The organism is Polaribacter tangerinus (assembly GCF_038024095.1).
GTDB classification, from domain to species: Bacteria; Bacteroidota; Bacteroidia; order Flavobacteriales; family Flavobacteriaceae; genus Polaribacter; species Polaribacter tangerinus.
In genome coordinates this window covers 238,571-260,172 of record NZ_CP150668.1, presented here as the reverse complement: position 1 = coordinate 260,172, position 21,602 = coordinate 238,571, and the positions used below count along the sequence as shown (strand labels likewise).

At 29.5% G+C, this 21,602-nt stretch carries 21 protein-coding genes; 10 read left to right on the top strand and 11 right to left on the bottom strand.

The annotated features are described in order from the left end of the window. Nucleotides 1–11 precede the first annotated feature (11 nt). From WHD54_RS01185 to argS, 7 genes are all read right to left on the bottom strand, one after another. On the bottom strand, nucleotides 12–650 hold the full coding sequence (locus tag WHD54_RS01185; protein WP_088322842.1) for a carotenoid biosynthesis protein: 639 nt from the start codon (nucleotides 648–650) through the stop codon (nucleotides 12–14). Further along, entirely contained in the window at nucleotides 647–2,107 is a 1,461-nt protein-coding gene (crtD, locus tag WHD54_RS01180; RefSeq protein WP_088322841.1) for a 1-hydroxycarotenoid 3,4-desaturase CrtD, read from the bottom strand. Before crtD ends, WHD54_RS01185 begins: the two co-directional genes overlap by 4 nt. Further along, nucleotides 2,107–2,565, bottom strand: coding sequence for a sterol desaturase family protein (locus tag WHD54_RS01175; RefSeq protein ID WP_088322840.1), 459 nt, complete (start codon nucleotides 2,563–2,565; stop codon nucleotides 2,107–2,109). The genes crtD and WHD54_RS01175 overlap by 1 nt, the downstream gene beginning before the upstream one ends. A gap of 163 nt (nucleotides 2,566–2,728) precedes the next feature. Further along, nucleotides 2,729–3,328 (bottom strand): hypothetical protein, encoded by a 600-nt coding sequence (locus WHD54_RS01170; RefSeq protein ID WP_088323342.1) that lies wholly within the window; start codon nucleotides 3,326–3,328, stop codon nucleotides 2,729–2,731. A gap of 358 nt (nucleotides 3,329–3,686) precedes the next feature. After that, nucleotides 3,687–4,061 (bottom strand): LysM peptidoglycan-binding domain-containing protein, encoded by a 375-nt coding sequence (locus WHD54_RS01165; protein WP_088322839.1) that lies wholly within the window; start codon nucleotides 4,059–4,061, stop codon nucleotides 3,687–3,689. A 158-nt stretch (nucleotides 4,062–4,219) separates the two neighbouring features. Then, a complete protein-coding gene (gene lpdA / locus WHD54_RS01160) occupies nucleotides 4,220–5,608 on the bottom strand; it encodes a dihydrolipoyl dehydrogenase (RefSeq protein ID WP_088322838.1) in 1,389 nt (462 codons plus the stop codon). 215 nt (nucleotides 5,609–5,823) lie between these two features. Beyond that, nucleotides 5,824–7,599 (bottom strand): arginine--tRNA ligase, encoded by a 1,776-nt coding sequence (gene argS / locus WHD54_RS01155; RefSeq protein ID WP_088322837.1) that lies wholly within the window; start codon nucleotides 7,597–7,599, stop codon nucleotides 5,824–5,826. 282 nt (nucleotides 7,600–7,881) lie between these two features. Between argS and WHD54_RS01150 the strand changes: the two genes are divergently transcribed. Both WHD54_RS01150 and WHD54_RS01145 read left to right on the top strand, forming a co-directional pair. Continuing rightward, nucleotides 7,882–8,403 (top strand): YkgJ family cysteine cluster protein, encoded by a 522-nt coding sequence (locus tag WHD54_RS01150; protein WP_088322836.1) that lies wholly within the window; start codon nucleotides 7,882–7,884, stop codon nucleotides 8,401–8,403. 73 nt (nucleotides 8,404–8,476) lie between these two features. Continuing rightward, nucleotides 8,477–9,313 (top strand): sterol desaturase family protein, encoded by an 837-nt coding sequence (locus WHD54_RS01145; protein ID WP_088322835.1) that lies wholly within the window; start codon nucleotides 8,477–8,479, stop codon nucleotides 9,311–9,313. A 42-nt stretch (nucleotides 9,314–9,355) separates the two neighbouring features. Here the strand turns inward: WHD54_RS01145 and WHD54_RS01140 are convergent, their stop codons facing one another. Further along, a complete protein-coding gene (locus WHD54_RS01140) occupies nucleotides 9,356–10,606 on the bottom strand; it encodes an exo-beta-N-acetylmuramidase NamZ family protein (RefSeq protein ID WP_088322834.1) in 1,251 nt (416 codons plus the stop codon). Between the two features lie 4 nt (nucleotides 10,607–10,610). Here WHD54_RS01140 and WHD54_RS01135 point away from each other — a divergent pair, with 4 nt between their 5' ends. Next, on the top strand, nucleotides 10,611–11,846 hold the full coding sequence (locus WHD54_RS01135; protein WP_088322833.1) for an ABC transporter permease: 1,236 nt from the start codon (nucleotides 10,611–10,613) through the stop codon (nucleotides 11,844–11,846). On the opposite strand, the gene WHD54_RS01130 is transcribed toward WHD54_RS01135, so the two are convergent. Continuing rightward, a complete protein-coding gene (locus WHD54_RS01130) occupies nucleotides 11,843–12,772 on the bottom strand; it encodes a LysR family transcriptional regulator (protein ID WP_088322832.1) in 930 nt (309 codons plus the stop codon). The genes WHD54_RS01135 and WHD54_RS01130 overlap by 4 nt on opposite strands. A 214-nt stretch (nucleotides 12,773–12,986) precedes the next feature. On the opposite strand from WHD54_RS01130, the gene WHD54_RS01125 reads away from it, so the two are divergent. Beyond that, nucleotides 12,987–13,949: a sodium-dependent bicarbonate transport family permease gene (locus WHD54_RS01125; RefSeq protein WP_088322831.1), complete on the top strand. Its 963-nt coding sequence runs from the start codon at nucleotides 12,987–12,989 to the stop codon at nucleotides 13,947–13,949. Nucleotides 13,950–14,192: 243 nt separating this feature from the next. Beyond that, complete coding sequence (locus tag WHD54_RS01120) at nucleotides 14,193–15,563, top strand: pyridoxal-phosphate dependent enzyme (protein ID WP_088323341.1); 1,371 nt, start codon at nucleotides 14,193–14,195, stop codon at nucleotides 15,561–15,563. A gap of 166 nt (nucleotides 15,564–15,729) precedes the next feature. Here the strand turns inward: WHD54_RS01120 and WHD54_RS01115 are convergent, their stop codons facing one another. Both WHD54_RS01115 and WHD54_RS01110 read right to left on the bottom strand, forming a co-directional pair. Next, nucleotides 15,730–16,101, bottom strand: coding sequence for a PUR family DNA/RNA-binding protein (locus WHD54_RS01115; RefSeq protein WP_088322830.1), 372 nt, complete (start codon nucleotides 16,099–16,101; stop codon nucleotides 15,730–15,732). A 68-nt stretch (nucleotides 16,102–16,169) separates the two neighbouring features. After that, on the bottom strand, nucleotides 16,170–17,924 hold the full coding sequence (locus tag WHD54_RS01110; protein WP_088322829.1) for an ABC transporter ATP-binding protein: 1,755 nt from the start codon (nucleotides 17,922–17,924) through the stop codon (nucleotides 16,170–16,172). A 206-nt stretch (nucleotides 17,925–18,130) separates the two neighbouring features. Here WHD54_RS01110 and nusB point away from each other — a divergent pair, with 206 nt between their 5' ends. From nusB to coaE, 5 genes are all read left to right on the top strand, one after another. After that, nucleotides 18,131–19,069, top strand: a complete 939-nt coding sequence (gene nusB / locus WHD54_RS01105) for a transcription antitermination factor NusB (protein ID WP_088322828.1) — start codon at nucleotides 18,131–18,133, stop codon at nucleotides 19,067–19,069. Nucleotides 19,070–19,146: 77 nt separating this feature from the next. After that, nucleotides 19,147–19,608, top strand: coding sequence for a DUF1573 domain-containing protein (locus WHD54_RS01100; RefSeq protein ID WP_088323340.1), 462 nt, complete (start codon nucleotides 19,147–19,149; stop codon nucleotides 19,606–19,608). Continuing rightward, nucleotides 19,608–19,934 carry a preprotein translocase subunit YajC gene (gene yajC, locus WHD54_RS01095; RefSeq protein WP_198943130.1) on the top strand — a complete coding sequence of 109 codons (327 nt, stop codon included), beginning with the start codon at nucleotides 19,608–19,610 and terminating at the stop codon, nucleotides 19,932–19,934. The genes WHD54_RS01100 and yajC overlap by 1 nt, the downstream gene beginning before the upstream one ends. A gap of 103 nt (nucleotides 19,935–20,037) precedes the next feature. Beyond that, the gene (locus WHD54_RS01090; protein WP_088322827.1) at nucleotides 20,038–20,976 is read left to right on the top strand and encodes a CdaR family protein; all 939 of its coding nucleotides are present in this window, start codon (nucleotides 20,038–20,040) and stop codon (nucleotides 20,974–20,976) included. Nucleotide 20,977: 1 nt separating this feature from the next. After that, entirely contained in the window at nucleotides 20,978–21,577 is a 600-nt protein-coding gene (coaE, locus tag WHD54_RS01085; RefSeq protein ID WP_088322826.1) for a dephospho-CoA kinase, read from the top strand. Nucleotides 21,578–21,602: the final 25 nt, after the last annotated feature.

The following is a 21,602-nucleotide window of genomic DNA, read 5'->3' as shown; positions in this document are numbered from 1 at the left end:
GCCACAAATATTTAAAGAACTAGGTTTAAGATTCCAAAGAAAAAAAGCTGAGCAGCAAAAACAATAAAACTTATTTTAGTATTTAAAGCAGGTTTAAACAAATATATTATACTGTGAATACAAATACTTGTTACAAACCACATTACATAATTTTGTAAAGGGATTACATTGTTTTCCCAATTCCAAAATCCTAGTTTTATAGCAATCGGCTCTACTAAAAAATCTAATCCTGTCATTAACAAAGCAGGAATGCAAATAAGGAAAAAAGTTTTTTTAGTAAAATATTGCACTATTCCATAACTGCTAAAAGCTAAAAATAACCAGTTAACACCAATAAGCAACGGAGTTTCAAATATTTTCGGTCCAAATGCATCACCGTAACTATAACTACCAAATAATACACCAGTTGCTACACCAACAGCTTCAACGGAAAAACCTACAAGGAAAATAATAGTTGATAATAATATAAATTTTTTGTTAAAGTTATCAGTAACTTTTAGAAATACAAAAAGTGTAATTAGTAAATTTAAAGGAGTTAACGGTAAAAAATAACCTCTTGTAATTTCTAAAGAAATTCCTAGCAATCCAAAAAAGTAAAATAACAATAAAAGGATTATCCATTGTTTATTTTTGTTGGTTTTTTCTATCATTTTATAAGAGTATCTATAATTTTTGCTGATGATAAGGCCAACGGAATTCCACCACCAGGATGAACACTACCACCACAAAAGAAAACATTTTTATATTCAGAAGAAAAGTTTTTATGTCTAAAAAAAGCAGCGAATCTATTATTGCTAGAGGTACCATATAAAGAACCTTTGTAGGAGTTAGTTTTATCTTGAATTAGTTGGGGTGTTAATAGTTCCTCAAATTCAATTAGAGGGGCAATATCTTGGTTTAAAATTCTAGTTAATTTAGCTAAAATTTGTTTTTTAGCTTCAGCAATCATTTGCTCCCAGTTTTGTTCATAAACAGAAGGTACATTTATCATAACAAACCAATTTTCTTTTCCATCTGGTGCATCCGATGTAATCTTTTTACTCGTAATATTTATATACACTGTAGGATCTTTGTAAATAGTTTTATGGTCAAATAGATGTTTAAATTCTTCTTTGTAATTTTCTGTAAAAAATATGTTATGAACGTCTAATTCTTTAAATTCTTTTCGAATACCCCAATAAAATATTAAGGCAGAACTTGAACGTTCTTGTTTATCTACTTTTTTTAATTTTTGAGCAGACGGAAGTAATTTTTCATAAACGGTATGAATATCTGCATTACAAACTACAATTTCGCAAGTATATTCATTTTTTGAAGTAATTACAGATTTTGCTAGTTTACCGGTTGTTGTAATTGTTTTTACTTTTTGGTTAAATAAAAAGGTTACACCGATGTCTTTGGCTAATTTTACAAGGCTATTGGTTATTTCGTGCATGCCTTTTTGGGGTAAATAAGCTCCTAAGCCATACTCTAAATGCGGAATTATATTAAGAATTCCCGGAGCTTTGTAAGGGCTAGAACCATTATAAGTGGCGTATCTGTTAAATATTCTAATAGTTTTTGAATCTTTAAAAGCAGTTTCATTAACTCCGTTCATAGAATTAAAAATATCTAAGAATGGAAGTTTTAAAATAGATTTAATCGTATTAAATGATAAAAATGATCCTACCTTATGTAACGATTTATTAAGAAATTGTTCATTTGTAGCATTGTAAATAAACGCACTTTTTTTTAAATGTTTTTTAACGCTTTTAGCAGTGTCTTTGGTGTTTTTTTGAACATTATTTGCAAACTCATCAATTTTTGCAGAGGCACTTATTTTTGTTCCATCTTCAAAGAAATAATTACAAAGTGTATCCAAGCGTTCGTAAGAAAAATAATCTGATGCTTTTTTGTTACAAAGTTCAAAAAGTTCAGTTACAAGATTAGGCATTGTAAATAGAGATGGACCAGCATCAAAGCGATAACCGTTTCCTTCAATAGAGGTAAGTTTGCCTCCAGGGTATTTATTTTTTTCTAAAACAGTTACAGAATATCCTTTCTTTTGTAATCGTATTGCCGAGGCAATTCCTGCAATTCCTGCACCAATAACAATTGCTTTTTTCATTAAGCTTTTGCTTTTTTAAGCTCTTGTTTTACAAATTTCCAAGGCACAATTAACATACCAAAGCACTCTCCATGTTCTTTACCTTGGTGTTTATGATGAATTTTATGTGCTCTTCTTATAGCTCTTAAATAAAAATTATTGCTATTTCTAAACCATTTTAAACGTTGGTGTATAAATACTTCATGCACTAAAAAGTAAGCAATACCATACGCTAAAATACCAAACCCTATGTACATTACAGTATAAGTTTGATACATAGATCCTAGCATAATACATAGCCAAGAAGGAACAGCGTAAATTAAAAAAAAGGCATCATTTTTTTCTAGAAAGCTATTTTTATTCGGTACGTGATGGTCTAAGTGTAGGTTCCATAAAAAACCGTGCATAACAAATTTATGGGTAAACCATGCCATAAATTCCATTGCCCAAAAAGTTATAAAAATGATTAAAAATGCCATAGTATTAAATTTAACAAAGCTTAATAGTGTTAAAACCTAAATATTTACATGAAATAATTATAAGATTTAAACAGTTGTATACTACTACAAATATAAGAAATAAAAAAAGTGTATGCTTATTTTTAATGTTTAAGTTTTTTAAATTAATGTTAAACATTTTCCATTAATTAAAAACTGTATCTTTAATATTTAGCTTTTTAAAAATTAGATGAAGAATAAAATAAACAAGCATATGAACAAAAGCTAAGCATAAGAATGCATATAGTGGAACTCCAAAAATTTGATAAGGCCAATAATAGGTCCAAACACCCATTTTTATAGTAATAATTTCACCAAAGGCTGGGAGTAATAATGCCAAAATTATTGCTAAAATTATTTTATTACGCAGTGTTTTATTTTTTAATAGAACTATTAATTTAGACTCTAATTTATATAAGAAAATAAATGCTAAAATCCAGGCAAAAGGGAGCCAAAGAGGTAAACTGTTTTCTATCTTATGATATTCCCAATAACCATTTGTTACGCCCCATTTTTCACCAATTAAACCTGCAACACAAGTAAGTAGCATGCCAAAAAGAAGTATCCATTTTTTTCGAATAGGTTTTAATACAAGTGCATAAATATCAAAAGCTACTTTTGTTGCTAATAGTATTGCAATCCAAAAATCGTAAGACTTAAAATAACCAATAAAAATACCAGCAATTATTAACTTTAGTGCGCCAATAGTAATTTCTTTGACGAATTTCTGTGAGTTAGTGATCAAATTTTTGCTTTTGTTTGTTAGTTTTTTAAATCTTTTTTCATGAAGTACAAACGTAATAAAGTAGGTGAGTAAAAAGTAGCTAATAAGCCCAATTATAAATTTAATCATAAAATTAATAAAGATAAAACTTTTATAACCCTCTAAAAGCTGCATGATAACCGACAGTGGAGTAATAAAATAGATACTTTGTAACGAAGCATATTTAAACCTATTTTGTCTACTTTTTTGCCAATAATTTATAAATCCATTATTTTTCTTTTGATAATATTCCTTAGAATTCATTCCCTAAATTTAAGGTTAAATATAAAAAAAACCGAAGTAAAAACTTCGGTTTTTCGCAGTAATTAGTAAAAACTTATTATAGATTAGGAATTACTAATTCTTGTCCGGGATGAATTAAGTCTGCAGATTTTAAAATGTTTTTATTAGCCTCAAAAATAGCAGTATATTTCATAGCGTTTCCGTAGTAGTGCTTTGCAATTTTACCCAATGTTTCTCCTTTTTTAACAGTATGGTTTGCGAATACACTAGCATCTTCAACCGAGATATCTGCAATAATATCGGTAGGGTTTTCTCCGCCTATTTTTTTAATTTCGTCCCACAAAAGATTTTTCTCATATTGGTTTTTTGCCAATCCTTTTACATGTAAAACGCCATTTTCTTCCTTTACATCACCATTTTTAATGTTTAGTTGTTCCCCTAGGTTAAGTACGCTTTGGTATTTTAATTTCATTTTTGTATAAATTTTTGATTGTTATTTAAGTTGTTTAAATATACAAAAAAAACCGAAGCAAAGTGCTTCGGTTTTCGTTTAAAACTACATTATTGTAGATAAGTGTAGTACTTTTTTAGTTATGAGTTCACAATTATCAGTTGTTAGTAAACTTATTCTTATAGGTGAATTACTTCATCATAAGCATCTGCAACAGCTTCCATAACTGCTTCACTCATTGTTGGGTGTGGGTGAATTGTTTTTAGCACCTCATGCCCAGTAGTTTCTAATTTTCTTCCTAATACGGCTTCTGCTATCATATCTGTTACACCAGCACCAATCATATGACAACCTAACCATTCTCCGTATTTTGCATCAAAAATAACCTTTACAAAACCATCTGGTGTTCCTGCAGCTTTTGCTTTTCCAGAGGCAGAAAACGGAAATTTACCAATTTTAAGTTCGTAACCAGCTTCTTTAGCTTTTGCTTCCGTCAATCCAACAGAGGCAATTTCTGGAGTAGCATACGTACAACCAGGTACATTACCATAATCTATTTTTTCTGTATGTAAACCAGCTAATTTTTCTACACACGTTATACCTTCTGCAGAGGCAACATGTGCTAATGCTTGTCCTGGTACAACATCTCCAATTGCGTAATAACCAGGAATATTAGTTTGATAAAAGTCGTTTACTAAAATCTTATCTCGGTCTGTAATAATTCCAACATCTTCTAAGCCAATATTTTCTATGTTCGATTTTATGCCAACTGCAGACAGTACAATATCAGCCTCTAAAGTAACGTCTCCTTTTTTCGTTTTAACGGTAGCTACAACTCCATTTCCTGAGGTGTCAACAGCATCTACAGAGGCATTAGTCATTACTTTAATACCTGCTTTTTTTATCGAACGTTCAAATTGTTTAGAAATATCAATATCTTCTACAGGCACCAAATTTGGTTGAAACTCTACAATAGTAACTTCAGTTCCCATGGTATTGTAAAAGTGTGCAAATTCCACTCCAATAGCTCCAGAACCAACTACAATCATAGATTTTGGCTGCTTTGGTAATGTCATTGCCTCTCTGTACCCAATCACTTTTTTACCATCTTGCGGTAAATTTGGTAATTCTCTAGAGCGAGAACCAGTAGCTATAATTATATTGTCTGCACTATATTCGGTAACTTTACCATCAGCATCAGTTACATCTACTTTTTTGCCTGCTTTAATCTTTCCAAAACCATCAATAATATCAATTTTGTTTTTTTTCATTAAAAAGGCAACTCCTTTACTCATTCCGTCTGCAACACCACGACTTCTTTTTATCACGGCATCAAAATCTTTATCAATGGCCTCAGCTTTCAAACCATACTCATCTACATGTTTTAAATAATCATAAACCTGTGCAGATTTTAAAAGTGCTTTTGTAGGAATACATCCCCAGTTTAAGCAAATTCCACCTAAAGATTCTTTCTCTACAATGGCTACTTTAAAACCTAATTGAGAAGCTCTAATTCCTGTTACATATCCTCCAGGACCACTTCCAATAATAATGATGTCGTATTTCATAATTGTATATTTCTTAGTTTGTGTTTTATTTTTAAGTTACTTCAAATAATTATAATATTATTTTAAGAAGTTGGGCGTTTTTACTGGCTTTCACTACTCGCTTCATGCAAAAAAGCATGAGAGCTCAAACAGGCCGTTCTATCCTTAACGCATGCAAATTTACTAACTTTTATTTTATTTAGACTATAATTAATGTTCTCTAACATAAAACTATTTTACATTCTTTCTGGTACTAAAATTCCGAGTAAAGAAAATGCAGCTTTTATAGTATCGGCAACTTTTTTTGCTAACTGAACTCTAAATATTTTTTTATCATTATCTTCTTCACCTAAAATAGATACATTTTGATAAAATGAGTTAAATTCCTTCACTAAATCATAGGTGTAATTTGCAACAATAGCAGGAGAATAATTTGCTGCTGCTTGCTCAATTGTTTCTGGAAAAAGCGCTAATTGTTTTAATAATTCTTTCTCTTTTTCATGTAAAGAAATACTTACTTTTTTAGAATAGTCAAAATGTGCTTTTCTTAAAATAGATTGAATTCTTGCATAGGTATATTGAATAAAAGGACCAGTATTTCCTTGAAAATCTACAGAAGATTTCGGGTCAAATAATATCCTTTTTTTAGGGTCTACTTTTAAAATAAAATATTTTAAAGCACCTAAACCAATTGTTTTGTATAAGTTGTTTTTTTCAGCCTCTGAGTAGCCTTCTAGTTTTCCTAGTTCTTCCGAAATTTCTTTAGCAGTTTCGGTCATTTCTTCCATCAATTCATCTGCATCTACAACAGTTCCTTCTCTAGATTTCATTTTACCAGAAGGTAAATCCACCATTCCATAGCTTAAATGATGTAGCTGATTAGCCCAATCGAAACCTAATTTTTTTAAAATTAAAAAAAGTACTTGAAAATGGTAATCTTGCTCATTACCAACTGTATACACCATGCCTCCAACGTCTGTAAAATCTTTTACACGTTGTATTGCTGTGCCAATATCTTGAGTCATGTAAACAGCCGTACCATCTGCTCTTAGAACTATTTTTTCATCCAAGCCTTCATCGGTTAAATCACACCAAACAGATCCATCTTCCTTCTTATAAAAAACACCCTTTTCTAAGCCTTGTGCAACAACATCTTTACCCAATAAATAAGTGTTACTTTCGTAGTAAAGAGTATCAAAATTAACTCCCATATTTTTATAGGTGTCCTCAAAACCAGCATACACCCAACTATTCATTGTTTTCCAAAGTTGAACAATCTCTTCATCTCCAGCTTCCCATTTTAGTAGCATTTCTTGGGCTTCTAGTAAAAGAGGCGCTTGTTTTTTGGCATCTTCTTCAGACAAACCATTAGCTACTAAGTTGCTAATTTCTTTTTTATATTCTTGGTCGAATTTCACATAATAATTACCAACCAATTTATCTCCTTTTAAGCCTGTATTTGCAGGAGTTTCTCCATTTCCAAATTTTTGCCAAGCTAACATAGATTTGCAAATATGAATTCCTCTATCATTTATTATTTGGGTTTTATATACTTTTTTTCCTGCGGCTTTAATAATTTCTGCTACTGAATACCCTAATAAATTATTTCGAACATGACCTAAATGTAGTGGTTTATTAGTGTTCGGAGAAGAATACTCTACCATAATAGCTTTTTCGTTTTCTTTTGAACTTGAAATGCCAAAGTTAGTATCAGCATAAATACTATTAAAAAACTCCGTATAAAATTTGTCTTCAACTACTAAATTTAAAAAGCCTTTAACAACATTAAAACTAGTTATTTCAGGCACATTTTCTGTAATATATTGCCCTAATTCTTCTCCAATGGCAACAGGGTTTCCTTTTTTGTAACGTAACAACGGAAAAATAACCAAGGTAATATCTCCCTCAAATTCTTTTCTAGTGGCTTGTAATTCTACGGAAGGAATTTCCACTTTGTAAAGCGACTGAAAACCTTCTTTTGCTGTAACTTCTATTTTATGTTGGATATTCATTGAATTTTGAAAAAATGAGTTGCAAAATTAAGGATTTTTATTTGTTTTTTAGATTGATTTTAGTGATTAATAATTTTCTAATATGATGCTAAAGGGGTATTAATTTATATCTCTTAAGTTAGTTTTGATTACAGGTAATCTTGCTGTTTCTTTATAATTTAAATAATAACTCCTACAAATTACAAATCCTAAATATAATAATATAATTTACTGGTTTTTAGAAATGTAGTATTGCCGCTCAAAAAAAATATTTTCTAATCATTAAATTGTATTTTTGCAATTATGGAAAAACGTATAGCAGAATTACCAAAATTAGCCTCATTAAAAGAAAAAGAGAATAAAAAATATTTTCAAAATCTTAAAAAACGTACTCCAAAAAATTTAGATTATGTTATGCAAGAGTTACATAATGAGGAGTTTAAAAAAACAGATTGTTTATCTTGCGGTAATTGCTGTAAAACAACTAGTCCTATTTTTATAGAAAGCGATATTAAAAGAATTGCCAAATATGTAAGAATGAAGGCTGCAGATTTTGTGCAAACTTATTTAGAGAGAGATAAAGACGATTTTATGGTTTTAAAAAAAGCACCTTGTTCTTTTTTGGACACGTCAGATAATACTTGCTCAATTTATGATGTTCGCCCAAAGGCATGCGCAGAATACCCACATACAGATAGAAGAAAATTTATTCAAATAACCGATTTAACAGTGGCAAATACGTTTATATGTCCTGCAACTTTTAATATTGTAGAGGCTCTTAAACAAAGAGTTTCTTTAACTTCTAATAAAAAAGTTAAAAGATAAGAGTGCCTGTTGTTTGATAGAAAGGTCATATATTTTTTAATTTTTATATCTTTAATAAAAAATTTAAAGAATTTTGGAAACTATTTTTAATTATTTTGAAACGATTCCTACCGCTCACAGAAGTATCATTTTAGTTGGTGGTATTACTTTTTTTTGGCTTATAGAAGGAGCTTTTCCATTGTTTAAATTCAATTACAAAAAATGGCAACATGCATTTCCAAATTTGTTTTTTACTTTAACAACGGTAATTGTTAACTTTGCTTTCGCTTTTTTGCTTTTGAAAACTGCAGATTGGGTTTCAGAAAATGATTTCGGAATTATTAATTGGTTGCCAGAAATGCCCTTGTGGTTGTATACACTTTTAGGTGTTTTACTCTTAGATTTTTTTGGAGCCTATTTGGCACATTACACAGAGCATAAAATAGCTCCTTTATGGATGGTTCATTTGGTACATCACTCAGACCATAAAGTAGACACAACAACAGCAAATAGACATCATCCCATAGAAAGTGTTGTTCGATTTGCGTTTACATTATTGGGTGTTTTTGTAGTTGGAACCCCTATTGCAATAGTATTTATTTACCAATCAATGTCATTAATTTTTACTCAATTTACCCATGCCAATATTAAAATGTCATCAAAATTAGATACTTTTTTAAGCTATTTTATAGTTTCTCCCGACATGCATAAAGTTCACCATCATTACAAATTACCATACACAGACTCTAACTATGGTAATATTTTTTCTGTTTGGGATCGTGTTTTCGGAACCTATATGAAACTAGACAGAAATAAAATTGTGTATGGTGTAGATACATTTCCTAACGAAGAAAAAAACTCATCATTAAAAGAATTATTAAAACAGCCTTTTCAAGGATATAAAAAGCCAACAGCAATAGAGGAAAATTAGTTGTCTATTTAAATATCATGAGAAAAAAATACCAATAGATAATTATTTATAAATCAAATATTTTTTTCTAATTTTTTTAAAATTGCGTATTCCTTTGGCCCAACTTTCTCTAATTTCCTGTTCAGTAAATCCTTTTTCTATCTGTTCTTGTAATTTTTTTGTGCCTGCTAATTTTGTAAAAAAATCATTAAAAAATTGCTCATTTCCTTTTTGATTATAAGCTTTTATTAAATAGGATATATTTATTTTAGAGAGTGTATTTTCTTTCGATAAATCTTCTCCATAGCAAACCCTATCTTTAAATTTGGGGTATTTAGCACCTTCGTTGGCTTTTGGGGTAAAAGTAAAGGTGTAGCCTTTTAAAAATGGAGCGCCATAAATTTGAAATTGTTTGTTGGTGCCTCTTCCAGCAGAAACCCTTGTTCCTTCGAAAAAACAGAGGCTAGGATAGAGGTTTATGCTTTTGTCATTTGGTAAATTGGGTGATGGTTTAATTGGTAAAGAATAGGGAGTGTTGTGAGCATAATTTTGAACAGGAATAACGGTTAAATTTGTTTTAACACCAGCTTTTAACCATTGCTCGCCATTTATCATTTTTCCGTATTCGCCAATAGTCATTCCATAAACTACCGGAACTTTGTGCATGCCAACAAAAGAACTATGTGCTTTTTCTAACACAGGACCATCAATATAATGTGCATTCGGATTTGGCCTGTCTAATATTATTAGCGGAATGTTTAATTCTGCACAAGCCTCCATTACATAATGTAACGTAGAAATGTAAGTGTAAAACCGCGCACCAACATCTTGTATATCGAACAAAACTAGATCTATATTTGCCAATTGTGCTTTGCTAGGTTTTTTGTTTTTACCATATAAAGAAATTATTGGGAGTTTTGTTTTGCTATCAACACCATCTTTTATGAGTTCACCAGCATCTGCTTTTCCTCTAAAGCCATGCTCAGGAGCAAAAACTTTTTTTATTTTTACAGATAAAGAAAGAAGACTATCTACAAGGTGTACAAAATTATTTTTTGCTGTTACTTTTATTACAGAAGTTTGGTTGGCTACTACGGCAATATTTTTGTCATTTAAAAGCGGTAGGTATAATTCTGTTAGTTCGGCTCCTGTAATTATGGTATCTATTTTTGCTTTTTCGTTAAGAGGTAATAGATTTTTTTGCTGACTTGTTTTTGGAGAAACAGGTACTTTTGAATTACATGAAATCAGCTGAAAATTGAACAAAAGAAATAAGAATAAATATGTACTTTTGAAGTGAATTAATTTTATCATTAAATTGAATTACGAGTTATTTATTGCAAAACGCATTATTGCCGGTAAAAAGTATAAAAATAGTATTTCATCTCCAATAATAAAAATTGCCATTACCGCTATTTCATTGGGAATTATTATTATGCTAATTGCAGTAGCAACTGCTGGTGGATTGCAGTCAAAAATTCGTGATAAGATGGCCGCTTTTAAAGGGCATGTTCAAATTGTAAATTATGATCAAAATAATTCGGATGTTTCTACAACTTCAATTGATAAAAATCAAGATTTTTACCCCAATTTCAATGCTGTAAAAGGAATTAAAAATGTACAAGTCTATGCTTATAAAGCAGGAATTTTAAGAACAGATTCAGATTTTGAAGGAATTATTTTTAAAGGCGTTTCTTCAGATTATGATTGGTCACTTTTTAAAGAATACATTATTGAAGGACGATTACCAAATTTTAACCAAGATAGAAATACAGAAATTTTACTTTCTAAAACCTTAACAAATCGTTTGCAATTAAACCTTAATGATGTTGTAAAAGCTACTTTTTTAAAATCGGTAGAAAGTACCATTCCCTCTAACAGAAATTATACGATTGTTGGAATTTATGACTCTGGTTTTTCTCAGTTCGATAAAAATATGATGATTGGAGACCTTAGAGAAGTTCAGCGATTGTTAAATTGGTCGGAAAATGAAGTAGGTGGTTTTGAAGTTGTGTTAGATGATTTTGAAGCCATAGACCAAAAAGGCTCAGAAATTTATTCGGCAATAGGAGCCACTTTAAACGCAAAAACTATCAAAGAAAGTTATGCAACCGTTTTCGAATGGATTCAGCTTTTCGATAATAATGTATGGTTTATAATTGCAATTATGATTCTTATTGCAGGTATAAATATGATAACAGCTTTATTAGTTTTAATTTTAGAACGCGTACCAATGATAGGGCTTTTAAAAGCGTTGGGAAGTTATAATACTAGTATCCGAAAGATATTTCTGTACAACGCTACTTATTTAATTATAAAAGGACTTTTTTGGGGAAATTTAATTGGTTTACTTATAATATTTTTACAGTATTTTTTCGAAATAATTACTTTAAACCCGGCCACTTATTATGTGAATGTGTTGCCAGTTAAAATATCTATACTCGAAATTGTATTATTAAACTTGGGTACCTTGTTATTATGTTTTTTAATGCTATTAATTCCCTCTCAAATCATTACAAAAATTAACCCATCAAAATCTATCAAATTTTCCTAATAACTCACTTTTCGAAACCATTTAAACTTACTATCAATTATTTGATTTTTATTTTTTTCTAAATGGTTTTTAAATGCTTTTGCAACTAAAGATTGATTTTTAGTTTTCAACCAAATAATATTCCAATTAGTTTCTAACGGAAGTCCTTGTACTTTTAAAATTTGTAATTCTCCTTTTTCCAATTCGCTTCTTATACCAATAATTGGCATAATAGAAATTCCTAAATCAGCAATAATTGCTTGTTTTACTGCTTCGTTAGAACTTAGTTCCATTTTTCTAGATACTTCAATTTTGTTTTTAACTAAAAACCGTTCCATTGCCAATCTGGTAGCAGAACCGTTTTCTCTAAAAATAAATAAAGCATTTTTAAACTCTTCGGTGATGGAATTGTTTTCAGTAAACTTAAAATTTTTTCCAGCTACAAAATATAGCCTATTTCTCATTAGTTCAATGCGTTCTATATTTAGTTTTTTAGGAATGGTAGACACCAGAGCAAAATCACAATCATTATCTTCTAAGCTTCTAATTACAGACATTTTATTAGTAACTGCCATGGTAATATCTACCATTTCATTTTGTTTTACAAAATCACTCAAAAAATGTGGCATTACATATTTTGCAGTAGATACGATTGCTATTTTTAATTTACCAGCCAATTGGCCTTCAAATAATGCCGATTTATAATTAATAGCCTCAACTTCGTTTAAAATTTTTGCTGCTGCCGCTGCTATCTCCTCGCCAAACTCTGTAATGTACAATCGTCTACCCACAATTTCAAAAAGAGGTATACCAAATTGCTCCTGAAAATTTTTTAGCTGAATAGATACTGCAGGTTGCGATAAAAATAGTTGTTCAGAAGCTTTTGTTACACTTTTTAACTCTGCAATTTTTTTAAAAATTTCTAATTGATGTAAAGTATAGTTCATAAATTATATAAATGATTACTATAATAAATATAAATAAAAATATATGAAATAAAGTTAATTTCTTTGTTGTGTTTAAAAAAAATAAAAAAAAATCATTTCATATATTTAAATTCTCTTAAAAGCAAAAATATAGATTGATTTTTTTATAAAATTAATTTTATTCTCTGAAGTAGAAATTTAAAAATACTTTTTCTACTTTACAACAAATTAAAAAATGGATTTACATTATTTAGTAGACAATTTAACAAACCCAGCATTACTTTTCTTTTTTCTAGGACTTTTGGCGGTAAACCTAAAAAGTGATTTAAAAATTCCAGACAATTCGTCAAAATTCATATCGCTTTATTTATTATTATCTATCGGTTTTAAAGGTGGGCAAGAATTAGCACACAGCGTTATTACTTCAGAAATAATTTGGTCTTTGGTTTTCGGTGTCGTTTTGGCTTTATTAGTCCCTGTTTATTGTTACTATATATTACGATTAAAATTAAGTGTAGAAAATTCAGGGGCAATTGCCTCTGCCTATGGTTCTGTAAGTGCGGTAACATTCGTAACAACCATTTCTTTTTTAGAAATGTCTAACATTCCGTTTGGGGGTCATATGGTTGCAGTAATGGCACTAATGGAAGCTCCTTCAATTATTGTAGGTGTTCTATTAATTGCCCTTTATTCTAAAGATAAAAAGAATAAAACATCGTTTAAAAAAGTAATTCATCATTCGCTTACAAACGGAAGTGTTGTTTTAATTTTAGGAAGTTTAATAGTAGGTTATTTAACAAATGATGCCCAAGCCGAAGGTATTAAGCCATTTACAACAGATTTATTTAAAGGTTTTTTAGCTGTATTTTTATTAGATATGGGAATTACCAGTGGAGGAAAATTAAAAGCACTGTTAAAAAAAGGGTGGTTTACACTTTCTTTTGCAATCATTATTCCTATTATAAATGGCTGTTTAATTGCTGTTGTTAGTGGTTTTTTCATAGATGAAATTGGTAACCGATTACTTATGGCAATTTTAGCCGCTAGTGCATCTTATATTGCAGTTCCAGCAGCAATGAAACTTGCTGCACCAAAAGCAAACCCAGGTTTATACATCCCGATGGCGCTGGCTATTACCTTTCCATTTAACATTACATTGGGCATGCCTTTGTATTTGGCCATTATAGAAGCTTTTTAATATTTTTTTTAGACGTTCCTTTGTGCTGTAAGCATACAGCACTAAAGGCGCGCTTTTCGCACTCACTTTTTGTGCAAAAAAAGCACAAAAGAGTTCAAACAATTGCTGCAATCGCTAACGCAAAATAACAAAAGTACTATTCTATTTTTATTTTAGATAGGTTACCAATTGTTTCTAAAATCTACTATTATCGGTTGTGTAACGCGTAAAAAAAATGATACCTTTGTAGCACAAAATACACAAATGAATTACGCAAACAACATTCTAGAAACTATTGGTAATACGCCTTTGGTAAAACTAAATACGCTAACCAAAGAGTTACCATGTTTGGTATTGTCTAAATACGAAACATTTAATCCGGGAAACTCTGTAAAAGACAGAATGGCCTTACAAATGATAGAAGATGCTGAGGCAGACGGACGTTTAAAACCTGGCGGAACTATTATAGAAGGAACTTCTGGAAACACTGGAATGGGACTGGCTTTAGCAGCAATTGTAAAAGGATACAAGTGTATTTTTGTAATGGCGGACAAACAATCTAAAGAAAAAATTGATATTTTAAGAGCTGTTGGAGCAGAAGTAGTGGTTTGTCCTACAAATGTAGAGCCAGACGATCCTCGTTCATATTATTCTGTTTCAAAAAGATTGGGAGAAGAAACACCGAATTCTTGGTATGTTAATCAATACGATAACCCAAGTAATTGTAAAGCACATTTTTTAAGCACAGGACCAGAAATTTGGGAACAAACTCAAGGGAAAGTTACTCATTTTGTTGTTGGAGTAGGTACTGGTGGAACAATTTCTGGTGTAGGTAGTTATTTAAAAATGAAGGCTAGAGAAACAGGTTCTTCAGTAAAAATATGGGGAGTAGATACTTATGGTTCTGTTTTTAAAAAATATCATGAAACAGGCGTTTTCGACGAAAATGAAATTTATCCATATATAACAGAAGGTATTGGAGAAGATATTTTGCCTTTAAACGTTAATTTCGGAGTTATAGATGGTTTTACCAAAGTAACCGACAAAGATGCAGCTATTTATACACAACGTTTGGCAAAAGAAGAAGGAATGTTTTTAGGAAATTCTGCCGGAGCCGCTGTAAAAGGATTGTTACAATTAAAAGAACATTTTACAAAAGATGATGTAGTTGTAGTATTATTTCATGACCATGGAAGTAGATATGTGGGTAAAATGTTTAATAATGATTGGATGAGAGATAGAGGTTTTGTAGAAGAAGAAATAAAAACAGCTGCAGATTTGGTGTTAAAACACAATGGCAAACCTTTGGTAGTTGTTCAAACGGAAGAATTAGTTTCGCATGCAATTGAAAGAATGAAAAGTTTAAAAATTTCTCAATTACCAGTTAGAGATATTAATGGTTTTGTAGGGTCAATAGATGAGTCCGATTTATTACATCATTTTATTGCCGATAAAAATATTGCAGATAAACCGATTAAAGATATAATGGGAAAACCTTACCCTATAGTAGATAAAGCTGCTAAACTCGAAGATGTTTCTAAATTAATAACGAAAGAAAATCAAGCTGTTTTGGTATCTTTAGAAAACGGATCACATCAAATAATTACCAAATACGATATTATTAGTGCTATGTAGCAAAAGCTTCAATTTTTAAAGCTACTATTTATAAAATCGAAAAACCGCAAACTTCTTAAGTTTGCGGTTTTTCTTTTGTGTAAAATTGAATTTGAATTATTATGGTGCTATCTCATTGTAAAATACATAATTTGTATGTAAACAATAGATAGTAATCTTTTAAATTCTAAATATCGTCGAAAGAAATATCTGTAAAACTTCCTGTAGCGCTTTCAGATTCTTTCGAAATCGTTTTGCCATCTTCTTTTTTAAAGTCTTTTTGGTGGCGTTCACTAATTACTTCATCTCCTTTTTCATTAATAATGTAATCAGTTGCTTTTTTTAGCATTTCATGAAAATCTGTAAAATCTTCTTTGTACAAGTATATTTTATGCTTTTGATAATGGAAAGTACCATCATCATGCGTAAACTTTTTACTTTCTGTAACTGTTAAATAGTAATCATCTGCCTTTGTTGCTCTTACGTCAAAAAAGTAAGTTCTTCTTCCTGCTCTTAATACCTGTGAAAAAATTTCTTCCTGTTCAACTCTCTCTGCCATATTTTTTGAATAATAGTTTTTTTATGGTAACAAATCTAATAAAATATTTTACGTAGCAATGTTAAAGATTAATTTTCTTTTTCTAAAAGTTGTTGCTGGTATAAATTTTTATAGAATCCTTCTTCATTTATTAACTGATTGTGAGTCCCTTTTTGGATAATTTTTCCAGCATCTAAAACTATTATTTTATCGGCATTTTTTGCAGATGAAACTCTATGGCTAATAATAAAGGTGGTTTTATTTTGAGAAACTTTTTTTAGATTATTTAAAATTCTCTCTTCTGTTTCTGTGTCTACAGCCGATAAACAATCATCAAAAATTAAAATTTTAGGGTCTTTAATAATTGCTCTAGCTATAGAAACTCGTTGCTTTTGCCCTCCAGACAAAGTAACACCTCGCTCTCCTAAAACAGTGTCATATCCGTTCGGAAACTCTATAATATTATCGTGTACTACTGCATTTTTTGCTGCTGCTATTATTTCTTCTTTTGTAGCATTTTCTTTACCAAATTTAATATTATTTCCAATACTTTCAGAAAACAAAAAAGGATCTTGCGGTACAAAGCCAATTTGATTTCTAATATCATTTAAGTTCGTACTTTCTATGGGTTTATTGTCTAATGTAATTTCTCCTTCTTTTGTATCATACAAACGCGCAATGAGCTCTATAATGGTAGATTTACCAGCTCCTGTTTTACCTAAAATAGCAATAGTTTCGCCAGCTTTGGCGGTAAAGCTAACATCTTTTAAAGCTGTAATATTTGTATCATCATAAGTAAAAGTTACATTTTTAAAAGAAACGTCTCCTTTTAATTGAGTAGGAGAGTTAGTGTGATTTAAAATTTCTGGTTTTTCATTTAAAAACTCATTTATTCTTACTTGAGATGCCTCTGCTTGTTGTATCATAGAAGTTACCCAACCTACTACAGCAACTGGCCAGGTAAGAATATTTACATATAACATAAACTCTATAATAGTTCCTATTTGAATTTCATCATTAATATATTGTTTACCTCCAACATAAATAACAATAAGATTGCTTAAACCAATTAATAAAACCATTAACGGAAAAAACAAAGCATTGGCTTGTTGTAAATGAATGTTTTTTTCTTTGCTTTCGTTGGCAATTTTATCAAAATCTTTAATAATTAGTGGCTCAATTCCATAAGATTTAACAACACTAATTCCTGAAAAAAACTCTTGATTAAAAGTGGTGAGTTTCGATAAATATTCTTGAACGATGCTACTTCTTTTATGAATAATTTTACTTAAAATAAAAATAGATAAAGACAATACAGGAAAAGGTATTAATGTATACATAGTTAATTTTACATCGATACGAATCATTTGTGTAAAACCAACTAAAATTAGTACAAACATATTCATAGAATACATTACAGCTGGCCCAACATACATTCTTACTTTAGAAACGTCTTCGGAAATACGATTCATTAAATCGCCGGTTCTATTCTTTTTGTAAAAGTTTAAAGATAATTTTTGGTATTGTTGATAGATTTCATTTTTTAAATCAAATTCAATAAGTCTAGAGGTAACTATAATAGTTTGCCTCATTAAAAAAGTAAAAAAACCAGCTAATACTGCAACGCCTATAATAAGCAATACATTTTGTAGTAATTCTCTTTTTACAAAAGCAACATCAGTAATTTTTCCGTTCTGGAAATCTTCTACAACATTAAGAGAATCTCCTACTATTTGAGGAACTTTTAAAGCAAGTAATTTCGATAAAATGGTAATTAAAATACCAATAAGTAAACGCCATTTATATTTTATGAAAAACTTGTTTATATATTTTAGAGCTTTCAATACAGAAATTTATTTATGAAAAATAGTTTTAAGCTACGAAGATACATTATAATTGCTAAAATAAACAATGACTTTTACGGGCTTTTTAAACCCAAAAAAAAGTAAAAATAATTTTATAATCTTCTGTAATTAGAAACAAAATAATACTATTTTTGCTGCGTGAAAAAAACTAATTTTTTGCCATTTTATATTTAAGTTCTTTAGAAATGATTAACAGAAGACATATTAGAGTTAAAGTAATGCAATCTGTATACGCTATGTTACAATCTCATAATGATGACCTTGTAAAAGAAGAAAAATTCTTAAAAGATAGTATTTTAAAAATGTATGATTTATACGTTTTAAATTTACAATTATTGGTTGAATTGCAAAAATTAGCCTCCAAAAAAATTGCTCTCTCTAAAAAGAAAATACTTGCTACTAAAGAAGACTTAAAACCCAACACAAAATTTATAGACAATAAGCTAATTAATGCAATAGCAACAAGTGTTAGTGTAGAAAGTTATTTAGCATTAAATAATTTAAAAAATTGGGAGCTAAATGACGAATATGTAAAAATAATTTTTGAAGAGTTATTGCAAAGCGATCTTTACAAAAACTACATTAGTTCAGAAACAACAACTTTTAAAGATGATAAAGAATTTGTAATAGCTGTTTTTAAAGAGATTATAGCACCAAATAGTAAACTGGCAGATTATTTTGAAGACACTATGATTTCTTGGGTAGATGATATACCTTTTGTAAATACTTGGGTAGTAAAAACACTCGGTAAGCAAAAAGAAAAATCGGTTTTTACAATTGGCGCTTTATATAAAGATACTGATGATGAGGAATTTGTTTCTAATTTATTTAGAAAGACGGTGCTGAAACATACAGAATATGAAAAAGATATAGAAGAAAAAACACCAAATTGGGAGTCTGATAGAATTGCAGAAATAGATATGATTCTTATAAAAATGGCACTTACCGAATTTTTAAATTTCCCTTCTATACCAACAAAAGTAACCATAAATGAATACATAGAAATTTCGAAAGATTATTCTACCTCTAAAAGTAGTTACTTTATTAATGGAGTATTAGATAAAATATCTAAAGACTTTAAAGCAAATAACAAAATTGTTAAAATAGGGAGAGGCCTGTTATAATGTTTACCATATGGTTCATAAAAAAATATTATTTTTACATCATAAGAATTAAGTACATTTTAAAAATTAAATACACAATGAGAAAAATTATTTTCAGTTTTACTTTATTAGTAATGTCATTTTTTATGACGTCGTGCGCCGATAATAGTGCAACAACAAAAATTAACACATCAAATTTAGAAAAAGCTAAAACTAGAGATGCAGAAATTAAAAAAGGAGTAGCAACGCTAACATTAGACAAAAAAGAATACGATTTTGGTGTTGTTGATGAAGGGTATTTAGTAGAAACCGTTTTTAAAGTAACCAACTCTGGTAATACCGACTTGGTTATTACTAATGCTACAGGATCTTGTGGTTGTACAGTTCCAACATGGCCAAAAGCCCCTATTAAGCCAGGAGAGACTGGAGACATTATGGTAAAATTTAACACGAACGGAAGACCTAATAGACAAACCAAAACAGTAACTTTATCTACCAATACAGCATCTGGTAGAGAAATTTTAACAATAAAAGGTTCTGTAACTCCAAAAGCAAAATAATGATTTACAATACAATTTTTTTACAGTTCGATTCTAGTAGTTTGGCAAGTATGTTGCCTTTTTTCGCAATGATTATAGTGCTTTATTTTTTTATGATAAGGCCACAAATGAATCGTCAGAAAAAAGAAAAAGCTTTTCAAGAAGGAATAAAAACAGGCTCTAAAGTAGTAACTTCTAGTGGTATACATGGTAAAGTTACTGAGATTAACAGTTCAGATAATACGGTAACTATAGAAACAGGTGCCGGAAAAATTAAGTTCGAACGCGCTTCTATTTCTATGGAGTTAACTAATAAATATACAACAGTAGCTAAATCTAAAAAGTAGGTTACTTGTTTTTTTTATTTAAAGTGAGTAATATCTACATTAATATTACTCACTTTTTTTTGTAAAAGCATTTGTGTAGATTGCATATTTAAAACGCAACGTATTGAAAACAAAGCAAAAAATATCTAAAACTTTTCTAGTTTTTTTACTGGCTTCAACCTTAATTTGGCTACTTATTACTTTATCCAAACAATATACCATTACAACCAATTTACCCATTATTTATAAGGGAATTCCTAAAAGTAAAATTGTACAAGAAATACCAGAAAAAGAATTAGAAGTAAATTTATCGGGCACAGGCTTTAAAATAGCTCGTTTAAAAATATTTTATAAAGAAGTTGTAATTGATGCAAAAAATGTAAAGCGTAAACATAAAAATGACTATTATATTTTAGCTAAAAATCAACTAAACAGTATTCAGAAACAATTGCCAAAAGACATTGTTTTAAAATCTATTGGTAAAGATTCTCTTTTTTTGAATTTAGGTAATTTAGTGAGTAAAAAAGTTCCGATAGTTTCTAGTTTAAATTTAAATTTTAAAATTGGTTATGATTTGGTAGCTCCAATTTCTATAAAGCCAGATAGTATTACTATTTATGGTCCAGAAAGTTATGTTTCTAAATTAGAAAGTTTACCAATTTTGCCTTTAAAAATAGAAAACATTAGCTCAGATTTTTCAAAGAAAACAACTTTAAAGTATTCTAAAGAAATAAAAAATTTAAAGTTTAGTGAAAAAGTAGTTACCGTTTCGGGGAAAGTAAAACAGTTTACAGAAGGAAAGTTACAAATTCCGTATAAAATAATAAATAAGCCAAAAGATATACAAATTAGTACTCTTTCAAATAAAGTAACAGTTATGTACGTTGTGGCACTTTCTGATTTTAATAAAATAAATGAAACTTCCTTTTTGGTAGATTGTGATTTTGAGTTTGCCCAAAGTAATAATTTAAATTATTTAATTCCTAAATTAAAGAATATTTCCCCTTTAATTAAAAGCTATAAAATAATACCCAATAAAATAGACTTTCTAATACAAAAATAACATGGTAATTGGTTTAACAGGTGGTATTGGTTCAGGAAAAACTACGGTTGTGAACATGTTTCGAAAAAGCGATAATGTTGCCATTTACATTGCAGACATTGCTGGAAAAAGATTAATGAACTCTTCGGTAGATATTCAAAAAAAACTTATTGAAATTTTTGGGACAGAAACTTATCAAAATGGAAGGCTAAATAATAATTATTTAGCTAATATTGTTTTTAATGATAAAGATAAGCTTAGTTTGTTAAACAATATCGTGCATCCAGCTGTAAAAAGTGATTTTCAAAATTTTGTTAAACAACATCAAAATGCGTCTTATATTATGTATGAAAGTGCAATTTTGTTTGAAAGTAATAATGCTCATTTATTCGACTTAATAATTTCTGTTTCAGCTCCGTTAAATGAACGTGTAAAGCGAATAATAAAGAGAGACAATACCAATGAATCTGAAATTTTAAAGCGAATTAACAATCAATGGAAAGAAGATAAAAAGCTTTTGCAGTCTCATTATTTAATTCACAATTCTACTCTAGAAAGCACTAAAAATCAAGTTCATTATATCCATAATATTTTAACAAAAAAGAAAGCTCTAATTTTGTAAATAGTAGTGTTTATGTTAAATTTCA